22 protein-coding genes, 1 tRNA gene and 2 pseudogenes are annotated in these 22842 nt (G+C 68.2%); 15 read left to right on the top strand and 10 right to left on the bottom strand.

Annotated features, from left to right (window positions below):
• On the bottom strand, positions 1-444 hold the full coding sequence (locus AC1VNH_RS03895) for a MarR family winged helix-turn-helix transcriptional regulator (protein ID WP_483109990.1): 444 nt from the start codon (positions 442-444) through the stop codon (positions 1-3).
• Positions 445-649: 205 nt separating this feature from the next.
• Here AC1VNH_RS03895 and AC1VNH_RS03890 point away from each other — a divergent pair, with 205 nt between their 5' ends.
• The 5 genes from AC1VNH_RS03890 (at position 650) to AC1VNH_RS03870 (ending at position 3021) form a co-directional block, all read left to right on the top strand.
• Positions 650-817 (top strand): hypothetical protein, encoded by a 168-nt coding sequence (locus tag AC1VNH_RS03890; RefSeq protein ID WP_483109988.1) that lies wholly within the window; start codon positions 650-652, stop codon positions 815-817.
• A gap of 26 nt (positions 818-843) precedes the next feature.
• Positions 844-1194: a DUF7882 family protein gene (locus AC1VNH_RS03885; RefSeq protein WP_483109987.1), complete on the top strand. Its 351-nt coding sequence runs from the start codon at positions 844-846 to the stop codon at positions 1192-1194.
• Between the two features lie 176 nt (positions 1195-1370).
• Positions 1371-2252 (top strand): SDR family oxidoreductase, encoded by an 882-nt coding sequence (locus AC1VNH_RS03880; protein ID WP_483109985.1) that lies wholly within the window; start codon positions 1371-1373, stop codon positions 2250-2252.
• Positions 2253-2394: 142 nt separating this feature from the next.
• A complete protein-coding gene (locus AC1VNH_RS03875) occupies positions 2395-2622 on the top strand; it encodes a DUF7882 family protein (protein WP_483109983.1) in 228 nt (75 codons plus the stop codon).
• Positions 2623-2760: 138 nt separating this feature from the next.
• Complete coding sequence (locus AC1VNH_RS03870) at positions 2761-3021, top strand: hypothetical protein (protein ID WP_483109981.1); 261 nt, start codon at positions 2761-2763, stop codon at positions 3019-3021.
• On the opposite strand, the gene AC1VNH_RS03865 is transcribed toward AC1VNH_RS03870, so the two are convergent.
• The 4 genes from AC1VNH_RS03865 to AC1VNH_RS03850 form a co-directional block, all read right to left on the bottom strand.
• On the bottom strand, positions 3012-3854 hold the full coding sequence (locus tag AC1VNH_RS03865; protein WP_483112685.1) for a serine hydrolase: 843 nt from the start codon (positions 3852-3854) through the stop codon (positions 3012-3014). The two genes, AC1VNH_RS03870 and AC1VNH_RS03865, sit on opposite strands and share 10 nt — an antisense overlap.
• Before the next feature lie 69 nt (positions 3855-3923).
• Positions 3924-4373 carry a Cpe/LpqF family protein gene (locus AC1VNH_RS03860; RefSeq protein ID WP_483109980.1) on the bottom strand — a complete coding sequence of 150 codons (450 nt, stop codon included), beginning with the start codon at positions 4371-4373 and terminating at the stop codon, positions 3924-3926.
• A gap of 88 nt (positions 4374-4461) precedes the next feature.
• Complete coding sequence (locus tag AC1VNH_RS03855; RefSeq protein WP_483109978.1) at positions 4462-5031, bottom strand: hypothetical protein; 570 nt, start codon at positions 5029-5031, stop codon at positions 4462-4464.
• Entirely contained in the window at positions 5028-5861 is an 834-nt protein-coding gene (locus tag AC1VNH_RS03850; RefSeq protein ID WP_483109977.1) for an inositol monophosphatase family protein, read from the bottom strand. The genes AC1VNH_RS03855 and AC1VNH_RS03850 overlap by 4 nt, the downstream gene beginning before the upstream one ends.
• Before the next feature lie 104 nt (positions 5862-5965).
• On the opposite strand from AC1VNH_RS03850, the gene AC1VNH_RS03845 reads away from it, so the two are divergent.
• Positions 5966-6038, top strand: a tRNA-Lys gene (locus tag AC1VNH_RS03845).
• 80 nt (positions 6039-6118) lie between these two features.
• Here AC1VNH_RS03845 and AC1VNH_RS03840 read toward each other — a convergent pair.
• Entirely contained in the window at positions 6119-7339 is a 1221-nt protein-coding gene (locus AC1VNH_RS03840) for an ROK family protein (RefSeq protein ID WP_483109975.1), read from the bottom strand.
• Between the two features lie 93 nt (positions 7340-7432).
• On the opposite strand from AC1VNH_RS03840, the pseudogene AC1VNH_RS03835 reads away from it, so the two are divergent.
• From AC1VNH_RS03835 to AC1VNH_RS03820, 4 genes and pseudogenes are all read left to right on the top strand, one after another.
• Positions 7433-8766, top strand: a pseudogene (locus AC1VNH_RS03835) (ABC transporter substrate-binding protein).
• Positions 8763-9671: a carbohydrate ABC transporter permease gene (locus AC1VNH_RS03830; protein ID WP_483109974.1), complete on the top strand. Its 909-nt coding sequence runs from the start codon at positions 8763-8765 to the stop codon at positions 9669-9671. Before AC1VNH_RS03835 ends, AC1VNH_RS03830 begins: the two are co-directional and overlap by 4 nt.
• A complete protein-coding gene (locus AC1VNH_RS03825) occupies positions 9671-10573 on the top strand; it encodes a carbohydrate ABC transporter permease (protein ID WP_483109972.1) in 903 nt (300 codons plus the stop codon). Before AC1VNH_RS03830 ends, AC1VNH_RS03825 begins: the two co-directional genes overlap by 1 nt.
• 44 nt (positions 10574-10617) lie before the next feature.
• Positions 10618-12312: a glycoside hydrolase family 13 protein gene (locus tag AC1VNH_RS03820; RefSeq protein ID WP_483109971.1), complete on the top strand. Its 1695-nt coding sequence runs from the start codon at positions 10618-10620 to the stop codon at positions 12310-12312.
• A gap of 58 nt (positions 12313-12370) precedes the next feature.
• On the opposite strand, the gene AC1VNH_RS03815 is transcribed toward AC1VNH_RS03820, so the two are convergent.
• Positions 12371-12937, bottom strand: a complete 567-nt coding sequence (locus AC1VNH_RS03815) for a TetR/AcrR family transcriptional regulator (RefSeq protein ID WP_483109969.1) — start codon at positions 12935-12937, stop codon at positions 12371-12373.
• Between the two features lie 134 nt (positions 12938-13071).
• Between AC1VNH_RS03815 and AC1VNH_RS03810 the strand changes: the two genes are divergently transcribed.
• Positions 13072-15519 carry an MMPL family transporter gene (locus AC1VNH_RS03810; protein WP_483109968.1) on the top strand — a complete coding sequence of 816 codons (2448 nt, stop codon included), beginning with the start codon at positions 13072-13074 and terminating at the stop codon, positions 15517-15519.
• A 65-nt stretch (positions 15520-15584) separates the two neighbouring features.
• Here the strand turns inward: AC1VNH_RS03810 and AC1VNH_RS03805 are convergent, their stop codons facing one another.
• Complete coding sequence (locus tag AC1VNH_RS03805) at positions 15585-16808, bottom strand: MFS transporter (protein ID WP_483109966.1); 1224 nt, start codon at positions 16806-16808, stop codon at positions 15585-15587.
• Positions 16805-17239: a MarR family winged helix-turn-helix transcriptional regulator gene (locus tag AC1VNH_RS03800; RefSeq protein WP_483109964.1), complete on the bottom strand. Its 435-nt coding sequence runs from the start codon at positions 17237-17239 to the stop codon at positions 16805-16807. Before AC1VNH_RS03800 ends, AC1VNH_RS03805 begins: the two co-directional genes overlap by 4 nt.
• 83 nt (positions 17240-17322) lie before the next feature.
• On the opposite strand from AC1VNH_RS03800, the gene AC1VNH_RS03795 reads away from it, so the two are divergent.
• Positions 17323-18507, top strand: coding sequence for an acetyl-CoA C-acetyltransferase (locus AC1VNH_RS03795; RefSeq protein WP_483109962.1), 1185 nt, complete (start codon positions 17323-17325; stop codon positions 18505-18507).
• A gap of 20 nt (positions 18508-18527) precedes the next feature.
• Here the strand turns inward: AC1VNH_RS03795 and AC1VNH_RS03790 are convergent, their stop codons facing one another.
• On the bottom strand, positions 18528-18785 hold the full coding sequence (locus tag AC1VNH_RS03790; RefSeq protein ID WP_137417275.1) for a cytochrome c-type biogenesis protein: 258 nt from the start codon (positions 18783-18785) through the stop codon (positions 18528-18530).
• Between the two features lie 114 nt (positions 18786-18899).
• Between AC1VNH_RS03790 and AC1VNH_RS03785 the strand changes: the two are divergent.
• The 3 genes and pseudogenes from AC1VNH_RS03785 to ilvD all read left to right on the top strand — a co-directional run bounded on the left by AC1VNH_RS03785 (position 18900) and on the right by ilvD (position 22821).
• Positions 18900-20307, top strand: a pseudogene (locus AC1VNH_RS03785) (alpha,alpha-trehalose-phosphate synthase (UDP-forming)).
• Entirely contained in the window at positions 20304-21068 is a 765-nt protein-coding gene (otsB, locus tag AC1VNH_RS03780; protein ID WP_483109960.1) for a trehalose-phosphatase, read from the top strand. Before AC1VNH_RS03785 ends, otsB begins: the two are co-directional and overlap by 4 nt.
• Before the next feature lie 46 nt (positions 21069-21114).
• On the top strand, positions 21115-22821 hold the full coding sequence (ilvD, locus tag AC1VNH_RS03775; RefSeq protein WP_483109958.1) for a dihydroxy-acid dehydratase: 1707 nt from the start codon (positions 21115-21117) through the stop codon (positions 22819-22821).
• Positions 22822-22842: the final 21 nt, after the last annotated feature.

The raw sequence follows: 22842 nt of genomic DNA, 5'->3' as shown, positions 1-22842 counted from the left end.
TCACGCGCCCCGCGAGACGCTCTCCTCAGTGAGGCGACTCAGCAGTGCGGCGAGTTCGTCAGAGCGTTCGGCGAGGTTCGTCCCCACCGCCTGTTCGAAGCGACGGTCGAACTCGGTCAGGGCCGACCACGGCTCGGACGTCAGATCCACTGTCGCAGTGATGTGGTTACCGCGACGGTCTTCGGCATCCGACTCGCGACGTGCAAGTCCGCGCTCGACCAGACGATCGACGAGAGATGTGACACCGGCGGAAGTGATGCCCAGATAGTCTCGAAGAGCGGACGGGCGCACGCCGGGATTGTCGACCACGAAGAGAAGTGCGCGTGCGTCGACTTCACTGATGCGCAGCTCTTTGCGCGCGGCGACGAGCGCATCGTTCCGGGCAGCCGAGTAGGCGTTCAGGGCGCGCGAGAGTTTCGAGGTCGAGGCGGCTTCGCTGGACATCCGCATAGTCCTCCGTCGGTCGGGTAGTACCGCTGGACAGCTTAGCCACGCTTGGAGGTTCATTTAGCTATGTAACTAAAATGAGGGATATCTCATCTGTGTAGCTAAAATCGCGAACTACCTGATAGCGTCATCTGCAGAACGACATGGAGGCCGAGGCTGGACGAAAGTCCGGATCGTCGCAGGTATCGGCAAGGGGGGAGACATGGCTGTTGCATCATCCGCGTGGGCTTCCGAAGCCTCGCGCCGACGCTCGACATTCGTGCCGCTTCAGCGCGGGGGGTTGCGTTCGGCATCGCAGGTCGCGTTCATCGCGTCGTGCGTGGTCGCCGCGTCGGCATCCATCGCGTTGGGCGCGCTCGCGCTCGTCTGACATACCGACTCAGGGGAAGGGACACCATGGGAAAGCTGTACTACGGGGCTGACACGGAGGCCGTCGTCATCCCCGACCGCCTGTTGAGCCACATCAAGGTCGTGGCCGCCACGAAGCTGCGCCGCAACGAGTCGTTCACGCTCTCCTGGGTGCATGCACCGGGTGAGCCCGTGGGCCGCTCCACGCTCTGGCTGCAGCCCTCGATCCCGATGCGATTCGTCTTCGACTCTGTCGAGCCCGAGCAGCTCGACCCGTCAATGCTGCGCACGCTCGCGGACCAGGCCGCCTCGAGCGCGGGCATGCACGTGGACTTGACCAAGGAAGAATTCGGTCTCCAGAAGAACACCACCGAACGCAAGCTCGCATCGGTCGCCTGAACCGACCTGTCACGAAGCCCCGAACCGCCGTCGCTGCGGTTCGGGGCTTCGTCGTTCGTGTCTCGTCCGCGGGCGCGTCCCTCGACGCTCACCCGCCGAATGTCAAGGCCCTCGGTGCCGCGGCGTGTGGCGCGCAGCATGGCCCGCAGGTACCCGACCACGACGAGAGGACGATCATGAACACGACCGCCGACCCGCGCGAGGGTGAAGGAGCCGAGGGATTCCCCGGACAGCAGCAGTCGCAGCCCGGCAAGACCGCAGCGATGGATCCGGAACCGGACCACGGCGAGCAGAGCTACCGCGGAACCGGCCAGCTGACCGGCCGTCGCGCGCTCATCACCGGAGGCGACTCCGGTATCGGGCGTGCGGTGGCGATCGCCTTCGCCCGTGAGGGCGCCGACGTCGCGATCGGTCATCTGCCGGAGGAGGCCGAGGACGCGGCCGAATCGGTGCGTTGGATCGAGGAGGCCGGACGACGCGGCGTCGCTCTCGCCGCCGACATCCGCGACACCGACGCCGCCACGCGGATGGTGGAGCAGGCGCGTGAGCAGTTGGGCGGTCTCGACCTGCTGGTGCTCAACGCCGGCTACCAGCGCGATCGCGAGAGCATCGACACCATCCCGCTTGACGACGTGAAGCGCGTCTTCGACACCAACCTCCTCGGCCTGATCGCCGGTGCGCGTGCCGCGGTACCCCATCTGCAGGAGGGCTCTTCGATCATCGTCACGAGTTCGGTGCAGGCCTTCTCGCCGTCGCCGTCGCTCATCGACTACGCCATGACGAAGGCGGCGCAGGTGGCTTTCGCGAAGGCACTCGCCGAGGAGCTCGGACCTCGAGGTATCCGCGTCAACGCCGTCGCTCCGGGACCGGTGTGGACGCCGTTGATTCCCGGCACCGGCTGGGATGAGGAGCGCATCGAGACCTTCGGTACGGATACACCGTTGGGTCGCGCCGGGCAGCCTGCCGAGCTCGCCGGAGCTTACGTGTACCTCGCCTCGGATGCGGCGCGCTATGTGAGCGCCGCGGTGCTGCCGGTCACAGGCGGCAAACCGCTCTGATCCTTCACGACCCGTGCCGGTCGTTCGTCTGCGGAGCCTTGCATGCGCATCGCGGACGACGACCGGCATCGGTGTGCGCGGGCGACCGATCATCGACACAGTGTCGCGACCGAGCGGCTACGGGCAGGAGCGCGGAAGCAGTATGGGAAGACTCTGGTACGGGCGCGAGGAGTACTTCGTCGTCGAGGACGATCTGATCGCGCACCTGCGGGTCGTGACGATGAACAAGCTCCGTCGCGGGGAGGCCTTCATGCTGACCGTGCCCACCGACGATGGAACGGGCGGGCGGCGGAGCCTGTGGATGTCTCCCGCGGTGCCGATGTCGTTCACGTACTCGCGGAGGGGCCCCGTACAGATCAGGCGGAGCTGATCGAAGCGCTGATGGATGCGGCCAACAGCCCCGACGGTCTCGACGTGCAAGAGCTGATGACGGGACACACCCCCTCGTAGGGACCCGGGCGTGGGTGTCGTGAGAGCATGTCGAGGTCGCAGACCCGAAGGAGCCGCCATGCCCGATCCGCGCCGCCGCCCTCTCGGTACCGGAGCGCTGACGCTGGAGCACGCCGAGGCTCCGGAGCGTTGGCGGCTCACGGGGACAGGGGAGGGCGCCCCCGAAGCGAACTGGGGCCACTGGGTACGCCTCGCGCAGCGGATACTCGAGGTCGACGCACTGTCGCGCGAGCGCGAGGGGCGCGGCGACGCCTGGGACGAGGGGTTCGCCGCCGGTCATGCTGCACACGGCGACGACACCGCGAATCCCTATCGCTGACCAGGTCCCTGCGCCGCCAGACGCAACGCATCCGCGCCTAGACCGAACATCTCGCGTTGGGCCGCGGTGATCACCGCAGGGTCGTCGCCTCGCAGCTGGATGACGACGGTGACCCGTTCGCCCTCCGCCGTCTCTCCCGACCAGGATGCGGCGAGTACTCCCGGTGCGGAGCCACCCTTGAAGCCCAGGTAGGGCAGGAGCGTCCGATCGAGATCTGCGCCGATTCCCGGGTTCTTCGAAAGGATGGCGCGCACGGTCTCGTCGCCCGTGTCGAGCAGCGCCCGATGCACCGCCGCCACGGTCGCGGGGGTGGCGAACCAGTCGACGCCGTTGACCCAGACCGGGTGAGTGACACTTGCCGCATCCACCGACAACGGCGCGGCGTCGATGCCGTCCAGAAGGCGTCGACGCTCCACCTCATCGGCGTCATGCCACTGAGCGGACAGCGCCGAGTCGCCCCAGCCGAGAGTGAAGAAGTCCTTCGTCGTCAGCCAGGGTGCATTGCCCTCGCCGCCGACGCTCGCGAAGGCCGTCTCGACACGCTCCCGCCCGAGTCGCCGGATGAGCAGATCGGTCGCGGTGTTGTCGCTGATCGCGATCATCTCCTGGGCCGCATCGCGCACGGAGACCTCGGTGCCGGTGGGCTGATCCTGGAGGCGCCCGGAGGGTAGGCTCCGGTCCGCGTCGGTGAGCACGAGGGTCTCGTCCCACGTGAGCTCCGACGAACGGACGGCCTCGGCGGTGGCGAGAAGCACGAAGAGCTTGAACACCGAGCCGAGCGGGGCAGCGTCGTCCGCCCGGCGTTCGATGAGCTCGTCGTCGCCGCGGCTGATGAGGACCCCGAGCTCGCCGGGCAGTTGATCGAGGCGATCAGCGACCTCGTCGAGCGAGGAGGATGCTCTTCATGGCTCGGATGCAGGCCCGAGGAGGAAGGTGACGATCATGTCGTCGTCGTTGATGGCGACGGTCATGTCGAACGGTTCGCCGATCGTGCCCCTGAGTGTCGTCACCGCCGAGCGTTCGTCTTCCTGGTACGCGGTGACGGTGAACGGCGCGGCGGGCCGGATCTGCGTGTTGAGCAGGTCCGCGACCTCGGCCGCGGACACCTGGGTGGTGAAGGTCGTGTCGAGGTGGGTCTCCCACTCGGCTGCGGTGGTGTCCTCCTCAGCGCCGAGGACGTCGATGATCCATGCGGTCTTCGCGCCGACGGGAGTGTCGGCGATCTCGACGGACGGTGACGTGGCCGTCGTCTCGGAGTCAGGGGTCTGGGCGGCCGGCGCGCACGCCGTCAGGGCGAGCGCCGCAGCGGCGGCGAGGGCGAGGGACGAGAGCGGGCTCAGCCGGCGGGGCATGGCGGGGTCCTTTCGTGGGGATCCCTTCCACGCTAGGCACGGTGCCGCCTGAGCGCCTCCGTCTGGCGGGGGAGTTGTCGAAAGCGCGTCAGGAGCCGGGACGTTCGACGAGCAACAGCCCCTGCTTGGTGTCGGCGAGCGTGATCCAGCCGTCGCCGAACTGGTACGTCATGCCGTAACCGTCCGAGTCGGGGTTGAGGACGTTCGACGGGTTCTCGGTGATGTACTCGTCACCGATGCTCTTCCAGCCACTCGCCAGCAGTTCGCTGCGGGCCGTCTGGGCTTCGGTGTCGCTCGCCGGCGCCCACCCGAACACCTGCACGTGATCGCTCGCGACCGAGTAGTCGCCCCACACGCACTGGATGCCATCGGGGAATGTGAGGCTGCCGACACGGAACACATCTTCTTTCGCGGTCCACTTCGCCTTCGCGAAGTCCGCGATGACGTCGTCGGGCAGGAGCGACTCGCACGTCGGCTTGTCGATCGTTCCGGGTGTGGGCTCGCTGGTGGCGACGGGCGTCGGCGTGGCGGCGTCGGGTGCAGGCGCGGGAGTAGAGGCGACGGGTTCGGGAGCAGCCGGGCTCGAGCATGCGGCCAGCGACAGCGCGCCGACGACGAGCAGTGCGGAGCTGAGTGAGGTGCGGATGCGGCGGGTCATGCCGAGGCCTCCGAGTCGGTAGCGGGGGAGAAGAAATCGAGGAAGGACTGGTGGAGCATGCCGTTGGTGGCGAGAACAGACCGAGTCGAGAGTGAGTCAGTGCCGTCGAAAGCCGTCATGCGCCCACCCGCTTCGGTGATGATCGGTCCGAGGGCGGCGATGTCGTATTCCTTGACATCGAACTCGGCCACCATCTCGAGCCGGCCTTCGGCGAGGAGCATGTAGGGCCAAGCGTCACCGTATCCGCGGTCGCGCCAGACGGCGCGCGAGAGCCGAATCAGGCCGTCGAGGTGACCCGCATCATCCCACTGCGCAATGCTCTGGAAGCTGACGCTGGAGCGGTCGAGGCTGTTCACGTCGGACACGGCGAGTCGGCGCGGCTGGGCGGCGCCGTTCGTCCACGCACCCTCGCCCTCGGCGGCCCACCACCGGCGTCCGATCGAGGGCTGGCTGACCACGCCCACGCGGGGTACGCCGTCGACGGCGAGAGCGATGAGCGTCGCCCAGATCGGGATGCCCTTCAGGTAGTTGTGGGTGCCGTCGATCGGGTCGATGATCCACTGGCGTGCGCTGTCGCCGACCGATCCGAACTCCTCGCCCAGCACCGCGTCATCCGGCCGTTCGCTGGAGAGGATGGCGCGAATCGCCTTCTCGGTCGCGAGGTCGGCCTCGGTCACATAGGACGCGTCGGGCTTGACCTCGACGCCGAGGTCGGCGGCGTCGAAGCGCGACATCGCGACGGCATCCGCCGCATCCGCCATTCTGAGGGCGAGCGCGAGGTCGTCGGAGAAGCTGCCCGCGAGCGCACCGGAGGACGAAGTGGGGGACATGATCGCCAGCCTACCGGGCCGGTCCCGCCTCGATTGGCGCTCGGCTTCGTCGGGTGATAGCGTTGTCCCTCGGTTCGGAAAGTGAGTTTCTCGCTCCGAATCACGCACCTCTAGCTCAATCGGCAGAGCAACTGACTCTTAATCAGTGGGTTCAGGGTTCAAGTCCCTGGGGGTGCACGGATTGCCTCGACAGATCTCGCCATCTGCCGGGGCTTTCTGCTTTTCGGAGCATGACTCGGCTTGGCTGGGTGGATCGCCTAGAGACCTCGTCCAGCGCGCGCCACGCGGCGGGGGAGCGCGTCCGAGCGTGCACGATCGCGCGCGCGAGCCAGAGCGCCCCGAATGACGACATCGCCGCCGAGACTCGAACGAAGCAGAGCCGGCGCCGGCAGGTGAATCTGGGTTGCGAGCGTTGTCTGTGCGGCGTCCAGTACCGGCTGGATGCCGTCTGCGATCGCTCCGCAGACGATCACTTTCTCGGGATCGAACATGTTGCCCAGCACTCCGACGATGCGCGCCAGGATGTGCCCGACGGCATCGGTCACATCGCGCGCCAAGGGGTCGCCAGTTGCTGCGAGCTCGAGTACGTCGCGGCCACGCACAGCGGAAGGGTCGATTGCGGCGAGGCCGTCGGCGCTGTCGCCCTCTCCCGCCGCCCGCGTGATCACCTCCCGAGCCAGCCTTTCGAGGGACGGCCCGAGCCCGAAGGCGGAATCGACATCTCGGATGAAGTCGAACGCGAACATCTCACCCACGCCGCCGTGCGCGCCGTGCAGGAGATGGCCGTCGACGACGACTCCGGCGCCGAGTCGTTCACCCGCGAGCAGAGCGACGTAGTCCCTGCTCCCGATGGCTTCGCCCTCGCTGCCCTCGGCCGCGGCCGCCAACTGGGCGTCGTTCTTCACTTCAACGACATCCGCCTCGTCGCGGAGGGCGTCGATCAGCCCCGGATTGGTGCGCTCCCAGAAGCCCTCGGGGTGTGGCGGCGACTGTCCCTGCAGCGTCACCGGAGCGGCGACGCCGACACAGAGGGCGAGCACGTCGTCGCGTTCCACGCCGGCCTCGGCGAGTGTCTGGCGCAGGTGCGCGATGACGGTCTCACGACGATCTTCGACGCTCTGCGTGGGCGAGAGCGGGATCTGCCGCCGCAGCAGCGTCTCGCCCGAGAGATTCGCCACGGCGGCGGTGAGATGGGTGTCCCCGGCATCGAGGGCGGCCACCACTCCGGCATCCGACCGAAGCAAGAACCGCCGGGCCGGCCGACCGGCTCGGTACTCGCCGGCATCGCGTGCATTGGGCAGTTCGTGCAGCACGCCCGCCGCGATGAGCCTGTCGATCGCCTCGATCGCCGTCGAGCGGGTGAGGGACGCGGCGCGCATCGCCTCGGTGGCGGTGAAGGCCCCCGCGCTCCACGCGAAGTCGAGCACCGCGTCCAGGCTGGCTCGCCCGGTGCCCGCCTCGAAGACCGACTGATTCACTCTTGACCTTTCCGCGGATGTCCTGACAGAGTATTGCCGATCAGTTAATTCGGCGACTAAATCTAATCACCGACTGATCAGATCGAGCGGCAGATGCCGCTGGACGGAAGGACGAAGGTGTCTCTGATAACCGCACGATCACGAGCGCTCCGGGCTGCGGCCGCCGGCATTGTGCTCGCCTTGGCGGGAACCCTTCTCGCCGGCTGCAGCAGCGACGGCCGGGAGACGATCCGGTTCACGTTCAGCAAGCGGGAAGCGCTCGACTTCATGAACGGCGTCGTCGAGGCGTACAACGCGTCACAGGATCGCGTCCGCGTCGAGATGGACACCTCGGGAGTGGATGTCGTCTCGGCGAGCTTCGTTCGAGGCAATCCGCCCGACATCATGCTCGCCAACTACAACTACGAGACCGCGCGGTTCGTGCAGCGCTGCGCGCTGACCGACCTGAGCGGCACGACCGCCGCCTCCACCACGCGCGATGATCTGCAGACCCTCATGGACCAGTACGGCTCGTGCTCCGGACGCGTGAGTGCGCTGCCTTACTCGGTGATGGCGGCGTCGGTCATCTACAACAAGGAGCTGTTCGCGCAGGCGGGCATCACCGTCCCCACCACCTGGGACGAACTGCTGGCCGCGTGCGAGAAGCTCGAGGAGGCCGGCATCACGCCGTTCTACGCCACGTTCAAAGACGACTGGACGGTGGGCCAGGGGTGGTACGACTACGCGGTCGGAGGGTCGGTCGATGTCGTGGACTTCTTCAACCGTCTCGCTGCCGAGGGCGACGGGGTCGGGCCGGAGTCTGCCACCTCGTTCGAGAAAGACTTCACTCAGCCGCTCGACAAGATGACCCAGCTGACGTCCCAGTTCGTGAACCCGGACGCGGCCAGTCGTGGCTACGGCGATGGCAATCTCGCCTTCGCGAAGGGCGAGGCTGCGATGTACCTCCAAGGGCCGTGGGCCTTCAGCGAGATCGCGAAGACGGCACCGGACCTGGAACTCGGCACGTTCCCCCTGCCGATGACCGACGACCCGTCCGATCGTCGGGTGCGCGTCAACATGGACCTGGCGGCGATGATCCCTGAGGGTTCACGTCATCAGGAGGCCGCGCGAGACTTCCTGGAGTACCTCTACGAACCCGCGACCATTGAGGCGTACAACGCTTCACAGCTGGATTCACCCCCACCACGGATGCGCCGATGCCGGATGATCCGCGCATCGCCGGAATGATCCCCTTCTACACGGCCGGCGAGGTCTATCAGGGGCCGTCCGTGCTCGTACCGAAGACGATTCCGATCTTCAACTATGCGCAGGCCGTCGTGCTGGGGGCGAGCCCGCAAGCCACCTTGCGCACGATGGACGCCGACTGGGCGCGCCTTGCCTTCCGTGCCCCCGCACCCACGACCGAGACAGAGGAGTCCGGGCAATGACCACATCGACGATCGTCACCGGCGGTGACCGCAGAGCGCGGCGGAGCAGCCGCCGCGTCGAGCCGATCTACTACCTCTTCCTCCTGCCGAGCCTGGTGCTTTTCACCCTCGCGATCACCGTGCCGGGAGTCGTCGGCATCTTCTTCAGCTTCACGGACTCGATCGGCATCGGAGAGTGGCGCTTCACGGGACTCACCAACTACATCGCCATGTTCAGCGATCCGGCGATCCTGCAGAGCTACGTGTTCACGATCGGGTTCTCCATCGCCACGGTCATCGTCGTGAACGTGGCGGCATTCCTGCTCGCGGTGGGACTGACCGCCCGCATCCGACTGAAGACCGCTCTACGCACCGTCTTCGTGATCCCGATGGTCATCTCGGGCATCATCATCGCCTACGTCTTCAACTTCCTCTTCTCGAACTCTCTGCCCGCACTCGGCGAAGCGGTGGGCATCCCCGCGCTCTCCACAAGCCTGCTCGCGAACCCCGATCTCGCATGGGTCGCGATCGTGATCGTTACGGCCTGGCAGGCGATTCCGGGCACACTGCTGATCTACATCGCCGGCCTGCTCGCCGTTCCCGGTGACGTCTACGAGGCGGCCTCGCTGGACGGCGCCTCCAAACGTCAGCAGCTCCTGCGGATCACTCTCCCGCTCGTGGCCGGCTACGTCGTGATCAACGTGATCCTCGGCTTCAAGGGCTTCCTGAACGCCTACGACATCATCGTGGGCTTGACCAACGGCGGACCCGGCACCGCCACCCGCAGCGTCGCGATGACGATCATCGCGGGGTTCAACGGCGGTGATTACGCCTACCAGATGGCCAACGCGACCATCTTCTTCGTCGTCGCCATCCTCATCTCCTTGCTCCAGCTCTCGCTGACTCGCGGAAGGAACGCCTTCTGATGTCCACGCAACCCGCTCTCGTCGCCGAGGATGCTGCGGCTTACGCCCCGAATCGTGTCCGCAAGGGCGTCCCGGTGCGCGGCGAACGCGTCAGCTGGTCGACCACGATCGTTCTGGTCCTGTGCGCCGTCACGGTTCTGCTGCCGCTCTACGTCACCATCTCGATGTCGTTGAAGACCACCGGCCAGGCCGTCGACGGCAACGCGTTCTCGCTCCCCGCGCCCTTCAGCCTCGACGGCTTCGTCCAGGCATGGAACCTCACGAAGTTCCCGGTCGGCGCCGGGATCTCGCTCCTGGTGACGGCAGGTACCGTGGTGGCGACGATCCTGCTCGCCGCATTCGCGTCGTATGCGATCGTCCGCAACTGGGATCGCAGGCTGTTCCGGTACTCGTTCTTCTACCTGCTGGCTGCGATGTTCATCCCGTTCCCCGTGGTCGCTCTGCCGCAGATCCAGCTCACGGGCCGCGTCGGGCTCGACAATCCGTTCGGCGTGATCATCCTGGCCACGATGTTCCAGCTGAGCTTCAGCGTGCTGCTGTTCACCGCCTTCCTGCGCTCGATTCCGCTGGAACTCGAAGAGAGCGCCCGCATCGACGGTGCGACGACCTGGCAGACCTTCTGGAAGCTGATCTTCCCGCTGCTCGCGCCGATGAGCGCAACGGTCGGCATCTTCGCCTTCCTCTACGCGTGGAACGACTTCATGATGCCCTCGCTGATCATCTCGGACCCGGCGCTGCAGACCCTGCCAGTGCGTCAGAACCTCTTCCAGACGCAGTTCAGCAACAACTACAACGTGTCGTTCGCCTCGTACCTCATGGCGATGGCGCCCGCGATCCTCGCCTACCTCTTCACTCAGCGATGGGTCATGGAGGGTGTGACCCAGGGCGCCGTCAAGGGTTGACCGTCCGCTTCACCGCTCGATCCCCGAACCTCGAAAGGTCCCGCATGTCTGCCGTGCTCTCCGCCTCCGACCATGGCGAGCTCACCCGCTCGGACGACCGCGACTGGTGGCGCCAGGCCGTCGTCTATCAGGTCTACCCCCGCAGCTTCGCCGACGCCGACGGCGACGGGATCGGCGACCTTCGCGGCATCTTGTCCAGAGCCGACTATCTGGCCGCGCTCGGAGTGGATGCCGTGTGGCTGAGTCCCTTCTACCCCTCCGAGCTGGCGGACGGGGGCTACGACGTGGCTGACTACCGTGACGTCGACCCCCGTCTGGGCACCCTGGCCGACTTCGACGAACTGGTCGCTGCGCTGCACGAGCGCGGCATCCGCATTGTCGTGGACATCGTGCCCAACCACACGTCCGACAAGCACGAGTGGTTCCAAGAGGCGCTGGCGTCCGGTCGCGGCTCCGCTGCGCGAGAGCGCTACATCTTCCGCGAGGGCACGGGATCCGACGGGTCTGAGCCGCCCACAGACTGGACGGCCGCCTTCGGGGGGTCGGCGTGGGAGCGCGTCGCCGACGGACAGTGGTACCTGCACAGCTTCGCGATCGAACAACCCGACCTCGACTGGAACCATGCGGAGGTGCGCGAGGACTTCCTGAAGACGCTGCGGTTCTGGTCGGACCGAGGTGTCGACGGCTTCCGTATCGACGTCGCCCACATGCTGACGAAAGATCTCCGCGATCCGCTCCCCTCGGCCGCAGAGCTCGCAGCGATGCCGATCGACGGCACGCATCCGTTGCTCGACCGCGACGACGTGCACGAGATCTACGCCGAGTGGCGTCGGGTGTTCGACTCGTATGATCCGCCCCGGACGGCCGTCGCCGAAGCGTGGGTCGCGACCGATCGCGTGCCGAAGTACGCGAGCCCCGAGAGCTTGGGCCAGTCGTTCAACTTCGACCTGCTGCGAGCGGGGTTCGATGCTGCGCAGTTCCGCGAGATCGTCACGGACAACATCTCCTTGGCTGCCCGGTCGGGTTCTTCGAGCACGTGGGTGCTGTCGAACCATGACGTGTTCCGCCATGCGACCCGTTACGCGTTGCCGCTGATCGAGGAGACCGACGATGCGGTGCCGAACAGGCACGGCGGCGGGTGGCTCGAGGCCGGCGCCGACGAGAGCGTCATCGACCGCGCCGGCGGTGTACGCCGAGCGCGTGCCGCATCGATGTTCCTCCTGGGTCTGCCCGGATCGGCGTACCTGTACCAGGGGGAGGAGCTGGGCCTGCACGAGGTCGCAGAGATTCCCGCGGACCAGCGTCAGGACCCGACCTTCTTCCGCACCCACCAGACGCAGTACGGACGTGACGGATGCCGCGTGCCCCTGCCGTGGACCCGTAGCGGCTCCTCGTTCGGCTTCGGCGCGGGCGGTGCCCACCTCCCGCAGCCCTCGTGGTTCGCGGACTCCTCCGTGCAGGCGGAGGAGGAGGACCCGTCGTCCACGCTCTCGCTCTACCGCCGCGCACTCGCCCTTCGTCACCAGCTCCTCGCGCCCGAGAGTCTGGAGTGGGTCGACACAGGTCGGGGCGACGTCCTGCATTTCCGTCGTCCGAACGGGTGGGAGATCGTGACGGTCTTCGGGTCTACGCCCTTCGCGCTCGATGCGGAGTCGGCTCGACGCGTCGTCCTGTCCAGCGCGGCGATCGACGGACACCTCGTGCCCGGCGAGACCACGGTGTGGATCGCGGGCGGGTGAGGGCGACCAGCCGATGCCCATCGCCGTCGATGGATTGCAGGAGCGCGAGGTTTTCCGTTCACACCGCGGGGCGGTCGAGGGGGCCGAACAGGGCCTGCCAGAGCCACTGAATGGCGACCTCGATCGGCGGCAACGGGTCGCGTGCCAGCCAGGCGGTGATGACACCCAGCGCGCTGCCGGTGACACTCGCTGCGACGACATCGACCGGCAGCCCGTCGAACACGGGCGGCGCGCCCTCGCCCACGGCGTCGCCGACGATCCGCTCCACCCGAGCACGCAACTGGGCGGCGACCGTCAGTGAGCCGTGCTCACCGAGGACGAGTCGATAGAGGTCGGCGTTGTCGGCGATGTGCTGGAGGTACGTCGTGAGCTCGGCGGGCGGCTGGCTGATGTCGCGCGGGTCCGCGGAACGGATGATCCGGCTCGACACGTCGTCGACGGCCGACTCCAGCGCGTCGGCGAGGAGCTGGTCCTTGTCGGCGTAGTGCTGGTAGAAGCTGCTGCGGTTCACCCCCGCCTCGGCCGCGATGTCGGCCACGGTGATCGCGTCGAGCGGACGCTCACGGGCGAGATCGAGCAGCGCGTTTTGCAGACTCGCTCTCGTGCGCGCCACGCGGGGATCCATCCCGCCATCTTGTCAGAGCGACGGAGCGCTGCTGGGATTTCTCCCACACGTGATGGTTTTGCAACACGTGTCGGATATCCTCGACGAGGCTCGATGGTGCGCCGCAACCCACCCACCCCTCGGAAAGGCACGTCGTGGCCCAACTCCTCTACCGGCTGGGGCGCTTCTCGGCGCGCCGCGCCTGGCTCGTCCTCGTCGCCTGGGTGATCGCCCTCGGCGTCGCAGCGGGATCGTTCGTCGCCTTCGGCGGCACGCTCGCCACCTCCTTCAGCATCCCCGGCACCGAGACGGAGCGCGTCAACGACCGCCTCGCCGACGCCCTTCCCGACCTCACGGGGGCCAGCGCGCCCGTCGTGTTCCAGACGGACGGTCAGCCGTTCACCGACGCGCAGAAGGACGACATCTCCTCGCTGCTGAAGGACGTCGCTGATATCGACGGCGTCGCGGGCACGGTCGACCCGTTCCAGACCGAGGCGCAGCGCGCCGACCAGGCCGCGCAGCTCGCGTCCGGCGCCGACCAGCTCGCCCAGGGCGAGAGCCAGTTGGATGCGGCGCAGCAGCAGCTCGATGCGGGCAAGGCGCAGCTGGACGCCGCCATCGCACAGGCGCAGGCCGCGGGCGTCTACGCCCAGGCCGAATTGCAGTTCGCGGCCCAGCAGGCACAGATCACCGCGAGTCAGGAGCAGATCGACGCGTCGCGCGCTCAGCTGGAGGCGCAGAGGCCGCAGCTCGAAGCGGGTCAGGAACTGCTCGACGCCGCATCCGGGATCCGCACCGTCTCCACCGACGGCGCCACGGCGCTCGGCAACGTGGCATTCACCGAAGACATGTTCTCGTTGCCGCAGGAGACGAAGACAGCGGTCGCCGACCGCCTCAGGAGCGCTGACATCCCCGGCGTCAGTGTCGACTACTCCTCGACGATCGCCCAGTCGACCGACGGCCTCATCGGAGTCGGCGAGCTCGTCGGTGTGCTCATCGCGGCGCTGGTGCTCGCCATCATGATGCGGGCGCTGCTGCCCGCCATCACGCCCCTGATCGGCTCGCTCATCGGCGTCGGCGTCGGCGTCGCCGGATCCCTCGCGTTCTCCGACGTCGTGGACATGGCGTCGGTGACCCCGATCCTCGGTGTCATGCTCGGTCTCGCCGTCGGCATCGACTACTCGCTGTTCATCGTGAACCGGCACCGCAAGCAGGTGCTCGCCGGCATGGACATCGGCGAGTCGATCGGTCTGGCCAACGGGACGGCGGGCAACGCCGTCGTCTTCGCCGGGACCACCGTGATCATCGCCCTGGTCGCGCTCCTCGTCACCGGTGTGCCGTTCCTCGGCGTGATGGGTGTCGTGGGTGCGGCGTGCGTGTTCGTCGCCGTCCTCGTCGCCAACACGGTCACGCCCGCCCTGCTCGGGCTCATGAAGCTGCGGGTGCTGCGCCGCGGGCTGCGCGCGAAGGTCGGGCATCCCGATCACGCGCCGGCCGAGCTGCGGCCCATGCGCACCGGCCGCGTGGTCGCCGCGGGCGCGGTCGCGATCATCGCTCTGCTCGTCATCGCCATCCCCGCCCTGTCCATGCGTCTCGGACTGCCCGATGGCTCCTCGGAGGCCACCGACACGACCCAGTACCGCGCCTACACGGCGGCGACCGAGGCATTCGGCGCCGGCGTCAACGGCCCGCTGCTGGTCGTCGCCGAGACGCCGCAGGCGGTCGAGGAGAGCGACCGCGTCACGACGCAGGCCGACATCGTCCGCACGCTCATGGCGCAGGACGATGTGGATGCAGTCGCTCCGATCGCGGTCTCGGATGACGGCAGGACCTTCGCGTTCCAGGTGGTCCCGCAGGACGGGCCCGCCAGCGAGTCGACCGAGACGCTCGTACACGACCTGCGCGCCCTCTCACCGCTCGACGGGGACATCGAGCTCGGCGTCGCGGGCCAGGCATCCGCCAACATCGACGTGTCGCAGAAGCTCGCCGACGCGCTGCCCGTCTACCTCGCCGTGGTCGTGGGCCTCTCGCTCGTCATCATGGTGCTGGTGTTCCGGTCGATCCTGGTGCCCGTCATCGCGACCGCGGGTTACGTGCTGTCTCTGTTCGCCGCGCTCGGCGCCGTCACCGCGATCTACCAGTGGGGCTGGCTGAGCGACGTGTTCGGCGTGCACGATCCCGGACCGGTGCTGAGTTTCGGACCGATCATCTTGATGGGCGTGCTCTTCGGCCTCGCGATGGACTACCAGCTGTTCCTCGTCTCGGGCATGCGCGAGGCGTACGTTCACGGCGCTCCGGCACGCGCGGCAGTCGTTGCGGGCCTGCGGGGTGGGCGTGCGGTGGTCACGGCCGCGGCGATCATCATGATCTCCGTCTTCGGCGGATTCGTCTTCAGCCACCTCGCGATGGTGCGTCCGATCGGCTTCGGGATGGCGATCGGTGTGCTCTTCGACGCATTCATCGTGCGCATGGTGATCGTTCCGGCGCTCATGCACCTGTTCGGGCGCGCGGCGTGGTGGCTGCCGCGCTGGCTCGACCGCATCCTGCCCGATGTGGACGTCGAGGGCGCGGCGCTCGAACGCGCCCACCCCGTGCCGCACTGACTCTGCACATACGAGAGAGGGGGTGTCCACCGGATGGTGGGCACCCCCTCTCTCGTATGTGCGTGTCAGGCTGCATCGCCGACGAGGACGGCGACTCCCTCTTCGGCCGCATCCGCCGGGCGCTCGTCGATGCGACGCAGAGCGCGGCGCCCGAGGGCGATGGTCAGCGCAGCGATCACGATCGACGCTGCGGCCACCAGGTACGGCACCGTCGCGTTCGAGGCGTGCCACAGCCATGCGGCCAGCGGCGGGGCGGCCGCCCCGCCGAGGAAGCGGACTGCCGAGTAGGCCGAGGATGCGACCGCGCGGGGGAGATCCGTGGCCTCCATGACCGCCTCCGTCAGCACCGTGTTCATCACGCCCAGAAGAAGGCCGCCCACGACGATGCAGGTCACCAGCGCGGCGGAGCTTGCGACGAGGATGCCGCCCACGACGAGATCGATCGCGAGCAGTGGCAGAACGACGAGCATGACGCCCGAGCGGGTGAACCGACGCAGCAGCAGCGGCGCGACCCACACGCTCGTGATCGCCAGGGCGACGCCCCATCCGAAGAACGTGAAGCCGATGCCCATCGCCCCGAATCCGAGCGGGAACGGCGAGAAGGCGAGGAGGGTGAAGAAGCCGATGTTGTAGAACAGGGCCGCTACCGCGAGCACGGCGAGGGCCGGCTGTCCGAGCGCGCGGAACGGCGCCGACAGCGGCACGGGCGAGCGCTTCTCCTTCGGTCCGCGCAGCAGCACGGCGACCGCGATGAAGGCGATGGCCATGAGCACGACGACGCCGAAGAACGGTCCGCGCCAGCTCACCTCGCCGAGCAAACCGCCCAGCAACGGACCCACCGCGATGCCGACGCCCAGCGCGGCCTCGTACAACACGATCGCCGCGGAACTGCCCCCGCTGGCGGCCCCGACGATCGTCGCGAGCGCCGTGGAGATGAACAGGGCGTTGCCCAGACCCCACCCGGCCCGGAATCCGATGATGGCGTCGACGCTGCCCGACAGAGCGCTGAAGAGCGAGAAGACGACGATGAGGGCGAGACCCGCCAGCAGTGTCGCCTTGGCGCCGATGCGACTCGAGATCCAGCTCGTCACCAGCATCGCGAGGCCTGTCACGAGCAGGTAGCTCGTGAAGAGGAGCTCGGTCTCGACGGGGGTGGCCTCGAGCGACTCGGCGATGGCCGGAAGGATCGGATCCACGAGACCGATGCCCATGAAGGCCACGACGCAGGCGAACGCGACGGCCCATACCTGTGCGCTCTGGCGCCAGACGGACGTCGTCCCCGCGCTCATCGTGCCGCTCCTGCGAAAGCGCCGGTGCGCGACATCAGGATGCGGGAGGCGTGCTCGAGCGCCGCCCACTCCGCCTCGTCGAGATCGACGAACAGCGGCTCGAGCGTCTCGCCGAGCTGTGTGCGCCACGCATCCATCGCCTCGGAACCCGCGGGGGTGATCGAGACGCGTGTCACCCGGGAGTCCTCCTCGTCGCGCTCGCGCGCCACGAGGTGCAGGTCGGCGAGCTGACCGACCAGGCGGGTCATCCCGGGCTGCGTGGTGCGGCTCAGCCGCGCCAGGTCGCCCACGCGCTGGGGGCCCTCCTTCTGCAGGATGCTGAGGGCGCGCCACTGGGCGGCGGGCGCATCGTTCTGTGTCGTGACGGCGGCGACGCGGGTGAGCGCGTGCGCGGCGACGACGATCCTCTCGATGGCTTCGGCTTTTCGCATATCCCAAGTATATACCCAAGGTATGTAATGCTGGGGTTGAGCAGGCACGGCTGGACGGCGCCCAACCGCCGTAGGCTGGGACGATGACTCCCGACGACATCGTGATCGTTGCCGCTGCCCGCACGCCGCAGGGGAGGCTGAAGGGTCAGCTGGCCTCTCTGGCGGCCCCTGAGCTGGGCGGGGTCGCCATCCGCGGCGCGCTGGCACAGGGCGGGATCCCCGCATCCGCCGTCGACGCCGTCCTCGTCGGGCAGGTTCTGCCCGCCGGTACCGGGCAGAACCCCGCGAGACAGGCGGCGATCGCCGCCGGGCTCGGCTGGGATGTTCACGCCGCAGGCGTGAACAAGGTCTGTCTCTCCGGGCTCACCGCCGTCATCGACGCAGCCCGGATGATCCGCGTCGGCGATGCATCCGTCGTCGTCGCCGCGGGGATGGAGTCGATGAGTCGCGCACCGCACCTGCTGACCGGCTCGCGCGACGGATACGCCTACGGCAGTGTCGAAATGCTCGACCACATGGCCTATGACGGGCTCACCGACGCGTTCGACCGCGTGAGCATGGGTGAATCGACCGAGCGTCGCAATGCCGACTACGAGGTCACGCGCGAAGAGCAGGATGCGGTCGCCGCCCGTTCGCACCAGCGCGCAGCCGCTGCTGTCGCCGCCGGTCTCTTCGACGCCGAGATCGTGCCCGTCGAGGTACCGCAGCGCCGGGGCGAGCCCGTCGTCATCACGCGCGACGAAGGAATCCGCGCCGACACCTCCGAGGAGGTGCTCGCAAAGCTGCGTCCGGCCTTCGCCGAGGGTGGGACCATCACCGCGGGCAACTCGTCCCAGATCTCCGATGGCGCATCAGCCGTCGTGCTCACGACGCGCAGCCACGCCGATGCGCAGGGATGGAAGGTGCTGGCCGCGCTCGGAGCGAGCGGGCAGGTCGCCGGTCCCGACAACTCGCTGCATGCGCAGCCGGCGCGGGCCATCGCCCGCGCACTCGAGAGGCAGGGCCTCGCCGCGTCCGATCTGGATCTCGTGGAGATCAACGAAGCCTTCGCAGCGGTCGTCGTCCGCTCGCAGCGCGAGCTCGGCGTCACAGACGAGGTCGTGAACCCGCAGGGCGGCGGCATCGCGTTGGGGCACCCGATCGGCGCGTCCGGAAACCGACTCGTCGTCCACGCCGTGCACGAGCTCGTGCGGCGTGGATCCGGCACCGCTGCGGTCGCGCTGTGCGGCGGCGGCGGTCAGGGCGACGCGCTCATCCTCGTGCGCTGACGACCGCGAGCGGGAGGGCCTCAGCGGCGCAGACGTTTGCGGAGAAGCTTCGTCTCGTCTCCGGAGACCGGGGAGTCGCCGGCGGCCACGTGTCCGCGCTTGGCGCGGAAGGTATCGACGATCGCGCCGATGGCGAGTGCGAGCGTGATGCCCCAGCTCACCCACGCCAGCGCCGTCCTCCAGGTGAAGGGCTCCTCGTTGTTGCGCAACCCTCGAAAGAGCGTGGCGCCACCGAGAAGGGCGCTGAACAGACCGGAGCCGAAGAGGTAGGAGCGCATGAGGCCACGCTATCGCGGGAGGATACCCCCTCGCTCGGGGCTTGCGCGAACCCCTGGAGGCCCTGCAGGCCGCTGTTAGCCTGAGTGGCATCCCGAGAGACCAGGAGTGCTCGCGTGCCGCAAGCAGAGTTCGTCGTCGTCGCCAACCGCCTTCCCGTCGACCGAGACGCCGACGGCGGATGGCGTCGCAGCCCCGGCGGGCTGGTCACCGCGCTCGAGCCGGTGATGCGAAAGAGCGACGGCGCGTGGGTCGGGTGGGCCGGAAAGCCCGACCTCGAACTCGAGCCGTTCGACGCCGACGGCACCCACCTCGTGCCGATCACGCTCAGCGCGGAAGAGGTCGAGCTGTACTACGAGGGCTTCTCGAACGACACGATCTGGCCGCTCTATCACGACGTGATCGCAGCTCCCCGATACCGCCGCGAATGGTGGAACGCCTATGTGGCCGTCAACCGCCGGTTCGCCGAGGCCGCCGCGGAGGTGGCCGCCGAGGGTGGCACGGTGTGGGTGCAGGACTATCAGCTACAGCTGGTGCCCCAGTTCCTGCGGGAGCAGCGGCCCGACCTCACGATCGGGTACTTCCACCACATTCCGTTCCCTGCATACGGTCTCTTCTCGCAGCTGCCGTGGCGTCGTCAGGTGCTCGAGGGACTCCTCGGCGCCGATGTGATCGGCTTCCAGCGGGTGGCGGATGCGGGCAACTTCGCCCGAGCGGTGCGTCGCCAGCTTCGCTACGAGACGAAGTCGACGGGCATCAAGGTTCCGCAGGCCGACGGCTCGGTGCGCATGGCGCTGGCCAAGGCGTTCCCGATCTCCATCGACGTGGCCTCGTACGTCGAACTCGCAGAGCGGCCGGAGATCCAGGCGCGCGCCGCCGAGATCCGTGAAGAGCTCGGCAACCCGCGCCACATCCTGCTCGGCGTCGACCGCCTCGATTACACCAAGGGCATCCGCCACCGCATGAAGGCCTTCGGTGAGCTGCTGCAGGACGAGCGGCTCTCCGTCGAGGACGTGACCCTCGTGCAGGTCGCGAGCCCCAGCCGCGAACGCGTGGAGACGTACCAGCAGCTGCGCGACGAGATCGAGCTCACGGTGGGGCGCATCAACGGGGATTACGACACGATGGGCCACACGGCCATCCGCTACCTCCACCAGGCCTTCCCCAAGGAGGAGATGGTGGCGTTGTACCTCGCCGCCGACGTCATGCTCGTCACGGCGCTCCGCGACGGCATGAACCTCGTCGCCAAGGAGTACGTCGCGAGCCGCATCGACAACCGCGGCGCGCTCGTGCTGAGCGAGTTCGCCGGAGCCGCCGATGAGCTCGGCAAGCTCGCTGCTCGTGAACCCCCACGACATCCAGGGGCTCAAAGACACGATCGTCCGGGCGATCGAGATGACACCGGGCGAGCAGGGACGCCGGATGCGGGCGCTGCGCCGTCGTGTGCGCGAGCACGACGTCGAGGACTGGTCGCGGGAGTTCCTCGCCGCGCTCGCGGGGATCCGGGGAAGCGGCGCGGCGTGAGCGATCTCGAGAGCCTCGCGCGCACTCCGCGACTTCTCGTCGCGCTCGATTTCGACGGCACGCTCTCGCCGCTCGTGGACGAGCCGATGTCGGCGCGGATGATCCCTGCGGCGCGCCGCGCGCTGGATGCCCTGGCCGCCCTGCCCGCCACCGATGTGGCGCTGGTGTCGGGGCGATCGTTGGCCGATCTCCGTGTGATCAGCGAACACACCGACGACTCGCTCTTCCATCTCGCGGGCTCCCACGGCGCCGAGACCTGGCACCCCGGTGCCAGGGCGGGAGAGGACGACGCTGACGACCCCGCGGATCGGCGGCTTCTGTCCGAGCTGGTGGCGGAGTCCGAGCGCATCATCGCGGACGTCGACGGAGCGTGGGTGGAGCCGAAGGCCTTCGGGCTGGGCCTGCACACGCGCCTCGCGCGGCCGGAAGCGGCTCAGGCGGCCCAGCGCGAGCTCGACGCCCTCATGGCTGAGCGTGCACCGGGCTGGCGGCGGCGCACCGGCCGCGACATCCTCGAGTTCGCGTTCCGGCACGAGGGCAAGGACCAGGCGGTCGCGGCGCTGCGCGAGCGTCTCGGTGCCACGGCGGTGCTGTTCGCCGGCGACGACGTCACTGACGAGGATGCGCTGCGTTCGCTCGGAGAGGGCGACCTGGGCGTACACGTCGGCGCGGGCGACAGCGCCGCATCCGTGTCCGTCGAAGACCCTGCGGCGCTGGCGGCGCTCCTGGACCGGCTGGCCCGACTGCGCGCTCAGCGTTGACGGCTCGGCGACCGTGACAGGCGCCCGGCCGCAATAGACTGCACGGGTGAGCCACCCCGACGAAGCGATCGACATCAAGCCGCGCAGCCGCGCTGTGACGGACGGCATTGAAGCCACCACCTCCCGAGGCATGCTGCGTGCCGTCGGCATGGGAGACGAGGACTGGGACAAGCCCCAGATCGGCATCGCCTCCAGCTGGAACGAGATCACCCCCTGCAACCTCAGTCTCGACCGGCTCGCCCAGGGCGCCAAGGAGGGCGTGCACGCCGGTGGGGGATACCCGCTGCAGTTCGGCACGATCTCGGTCTCGGACGGCATCTCGATGGGGCACGAGGGCATGCACTTCTCGCTCGTCAGCCGTGAGGTCATCGCCGACTCCGTCGAGACGGTCATGATGGCCGAGCGCCTGGACGGCAGCGTGCTGCTGGCCGGCTGTGACAAGTCCATCCCCGGCATGCTCATGGCCTCGGCCCGGCTCGACCTGTCGAGCGTCTTCCTCTACGCGGGTTCGATCGCGCCCGGCTGGGTCAAGCTCAGCGACGGGACCGAGAAGGACGTCACCATCATCGACTCCTTCGAGGCGGTCGGTGCCTGCCTCGCGGGCAAGATGAGCGAGGCCGACCTCAAGCGCATCGAATGCGCGATCGCGCCGGGTGAGGGAGCGTGCGGTGGCATGTACACCGCCAACACCATGGCCTCGGTCGCAGAGGCGCTCGGACTCAGCCTCCCGGGCAGCGCGGCGCCGCCCTCCGCCGACCGCCGGCGCGACTACTTCGCACACCGTTCGGGCGAGGCCGTCGTCAACCTGCTCAAGCTCGGCATCACGACGCGCGACATCCTGACCAAGGAGGCGTTCGAGAACGCGATCGCCCTCGCCATGGCGCTCGGCGGCTCGACGAACGTCGTGCTGCACCTGCTCGCGATCGCGCGCGAGGCCGACGTCGAGCTCTCGCTCCACGACTTCAACCGCATCGGCGACAAGGTGCCCCATGTGGCCGACATGAAGCCGTTCGGCCAGTACGTCATGAACGACGTCGACCGCCACGGCGGCATCCCGGTCATCATGAAGGCGATGCTCGATGAGGGACTTCTGCACGGCGATGCCCTGACCGTCACCGGCAAGACGCTCGCCGAGAACCTGCGCGAGCTCGACCCGGACCCCATCGACGGCACCGTGATCCACACCTTCGACAACCCGATCCACGCCACCGGCGGCATCACGATCCTGCACGGCTCGCTGGCGCCCGATGGCGCGGTGGTCAAGACGGCCGGCTTCGACGCCGCCGTGTTCGAAGGACCCGCGCGCGTGTTCGAGCGCGAGCGCGCCGCGATGGACGCACTGGAGGCGGGGGAGATCCACGCCGGCGACGTCGTGGTCATCCGGTACGAGGGCCCCAAGGGCGGCCCGGGCATGCGCGAGATGCTCGCGGTGACCGCCGCCATCAAGGGCGCCGGTCTCGGAAAAGATGTACTACTCTTGACGGACGGACGATTCTCGGGCGGCACAACCGGCCTGTGCATCGGCCACGTAGCACCGGAGGCGGTGGACGCAGGTCCTATCGCTTTCGTGCGCGATGGTGATCTGATACGGGTCGATATCGCGGCTCGCTCTCTCGACCTACTCGTCGATGAGGCCGAGCTGAGCTCCCGCCGCTCTGGCTGGGAGCCGCTTCCCCCGCGCTATACCCGTGGCGTCCTGGCCAAGTACTCGAAGCTCGTGCGTTCGGCTGCCGAAGGCGCCGTCACCGGGTAACTTCGCCTCCGACATCCCGTC

The sequence above is a fragment of the Microbacterium sp. KU4F genome (assembly GCF_056868075.1).
Note: the sequence above shows the minus strand (reverse complement) of the source record. Positions and strands in the feature narration are given on the sequence as shown.

Excerpts from the sequence above, each read along its gene's own strand:
- AC1VNH_RS03895 (WP_483109990.1), bottom strand. The coding sequence starts at position 444 with ATGTCCAGCGAAGCCGCCTCGACCTCGAAACTCTCGCGCGCCCTGAAC.
- AC1VNH_RS03890 (WP_483109988.1), top strand. The coding sequence starts at position 650 with ATGGCTGTTGCATCATCCGCGTGGGCTTCCGAAGCCTCGCGCCGACGC.
- AC1VNH_RS03885 (WP_483109987.1), top strand. The coding sequence starts at position 844 with ATGGGAAAGCTGTACTACGGGGCTGACACGGAGGCCGTCGTCATCCCC.
- AC1VNH_RS03880 (WP_483109985.1), top strand. The coding sequence starts at position 1,371 with ATGAACACGACCGCCGACCCGCGCGAGGGTGAAGGAGCCGAGGGATTC.
- AC1VNH_RS03875 (WP_483109983.1), top strand. The coding sequence starts at position 2,395 with ATGGGAAGACTCTGGTACGGGCGCGAGGAGTACTTCGTCGTCGAGGAC.
- AC1VNH_RS03870 (WP_483109981.1), top strand. The coding sequence starts at position 2,761 with ATGCCCGATCCGCGCCGCCGCCCTCTCGGTACCGGAGCGCTGACGCTG.
- AC1VNH_RS03860 (WP_483109980.1), bottom strand. The coding sequence starts at position 4,373 with ATGCCCCGCCGGCTGAGCCCGCTCTCGTCCCTCGCCCTCGCCGCCGCT.
- AC1VNH_RS03855 (WP_483109978.1), bottom strand. The coding sequence starts at position 5,031 with ATGACCCGCCGCATCCGCACCTCACTCAGCTCCGCACTGCTCGTCGTC.
- AC1VNH_RS03850 (WP_483109977.1), bottom strand. The coding sequence starts at position 5,861 with ATGTCCCCCACTTCGTCCTCCGGTGCGCTCGCGGGCAGCTTCTCCGAC.
- AC1VNH_RS03830 (WP_483109974.1), top strand. The coding sequence starts at position 8,763 with ATGACCACATCGACGATCGTCACCGGCGGTGACCGCAGAGCGCGGCGG.
- AC1VNH_RS03825 (WP_483109972.1), top strand. The coding sequence starts at position 9,671 with ATGTCCACGCAACCCGCTCTCGTCGCCGAGGATGCTGCGGCTTACGCC.
- AC1VNH_RS03820 (WP_483109971.1), top strand. The coding sequence starts at position 10,618 with ATGTCTGCCGTGCTCTCCGCCTCCGACCATGGCGAGCTCACCCGCTCG.
- AC1VNH_RS03815 (WP_483109969.1), bottom strand. The coding sequence starts at position 12,937 with ATGGATCCCCGCGTGGCGCGCACGAGAGCGAGTCTGCAAAACGCGCTG.
- AC1VNH_RS03805 (WP_483109966.1), bottom strand. The coding sequence starts at position 16,808 with ATGAGCGCGGGGACGACGTCCGTCTGGCGCCAGAGCGCACAGGTATGG.
- AC1VNH_RS03800 (WP_483109964.1), bottom strand. The coding sequence starts at position 17,239 with ATGCGAAAAGCCGAAGCCATCGAGAGGATCGTCGTCGCCGCGCACGCG.
- AC1VNH_RS03795 (WP_483109962.1), top strand. The coding sequence starts at position 17,323 with ATGACTCCCGACGACATCGTGATCGTTGCCGCTGCCCGCACGCCGCAG.
- AC1VNH_RS03790 (WP_137417275.1), bottom strand. The coding sequence starts at position 18,785 with ATGCGCTCCTACCTCTTCGGCTCCGGTCTGTTCAGCGCCCTTCTCGGT.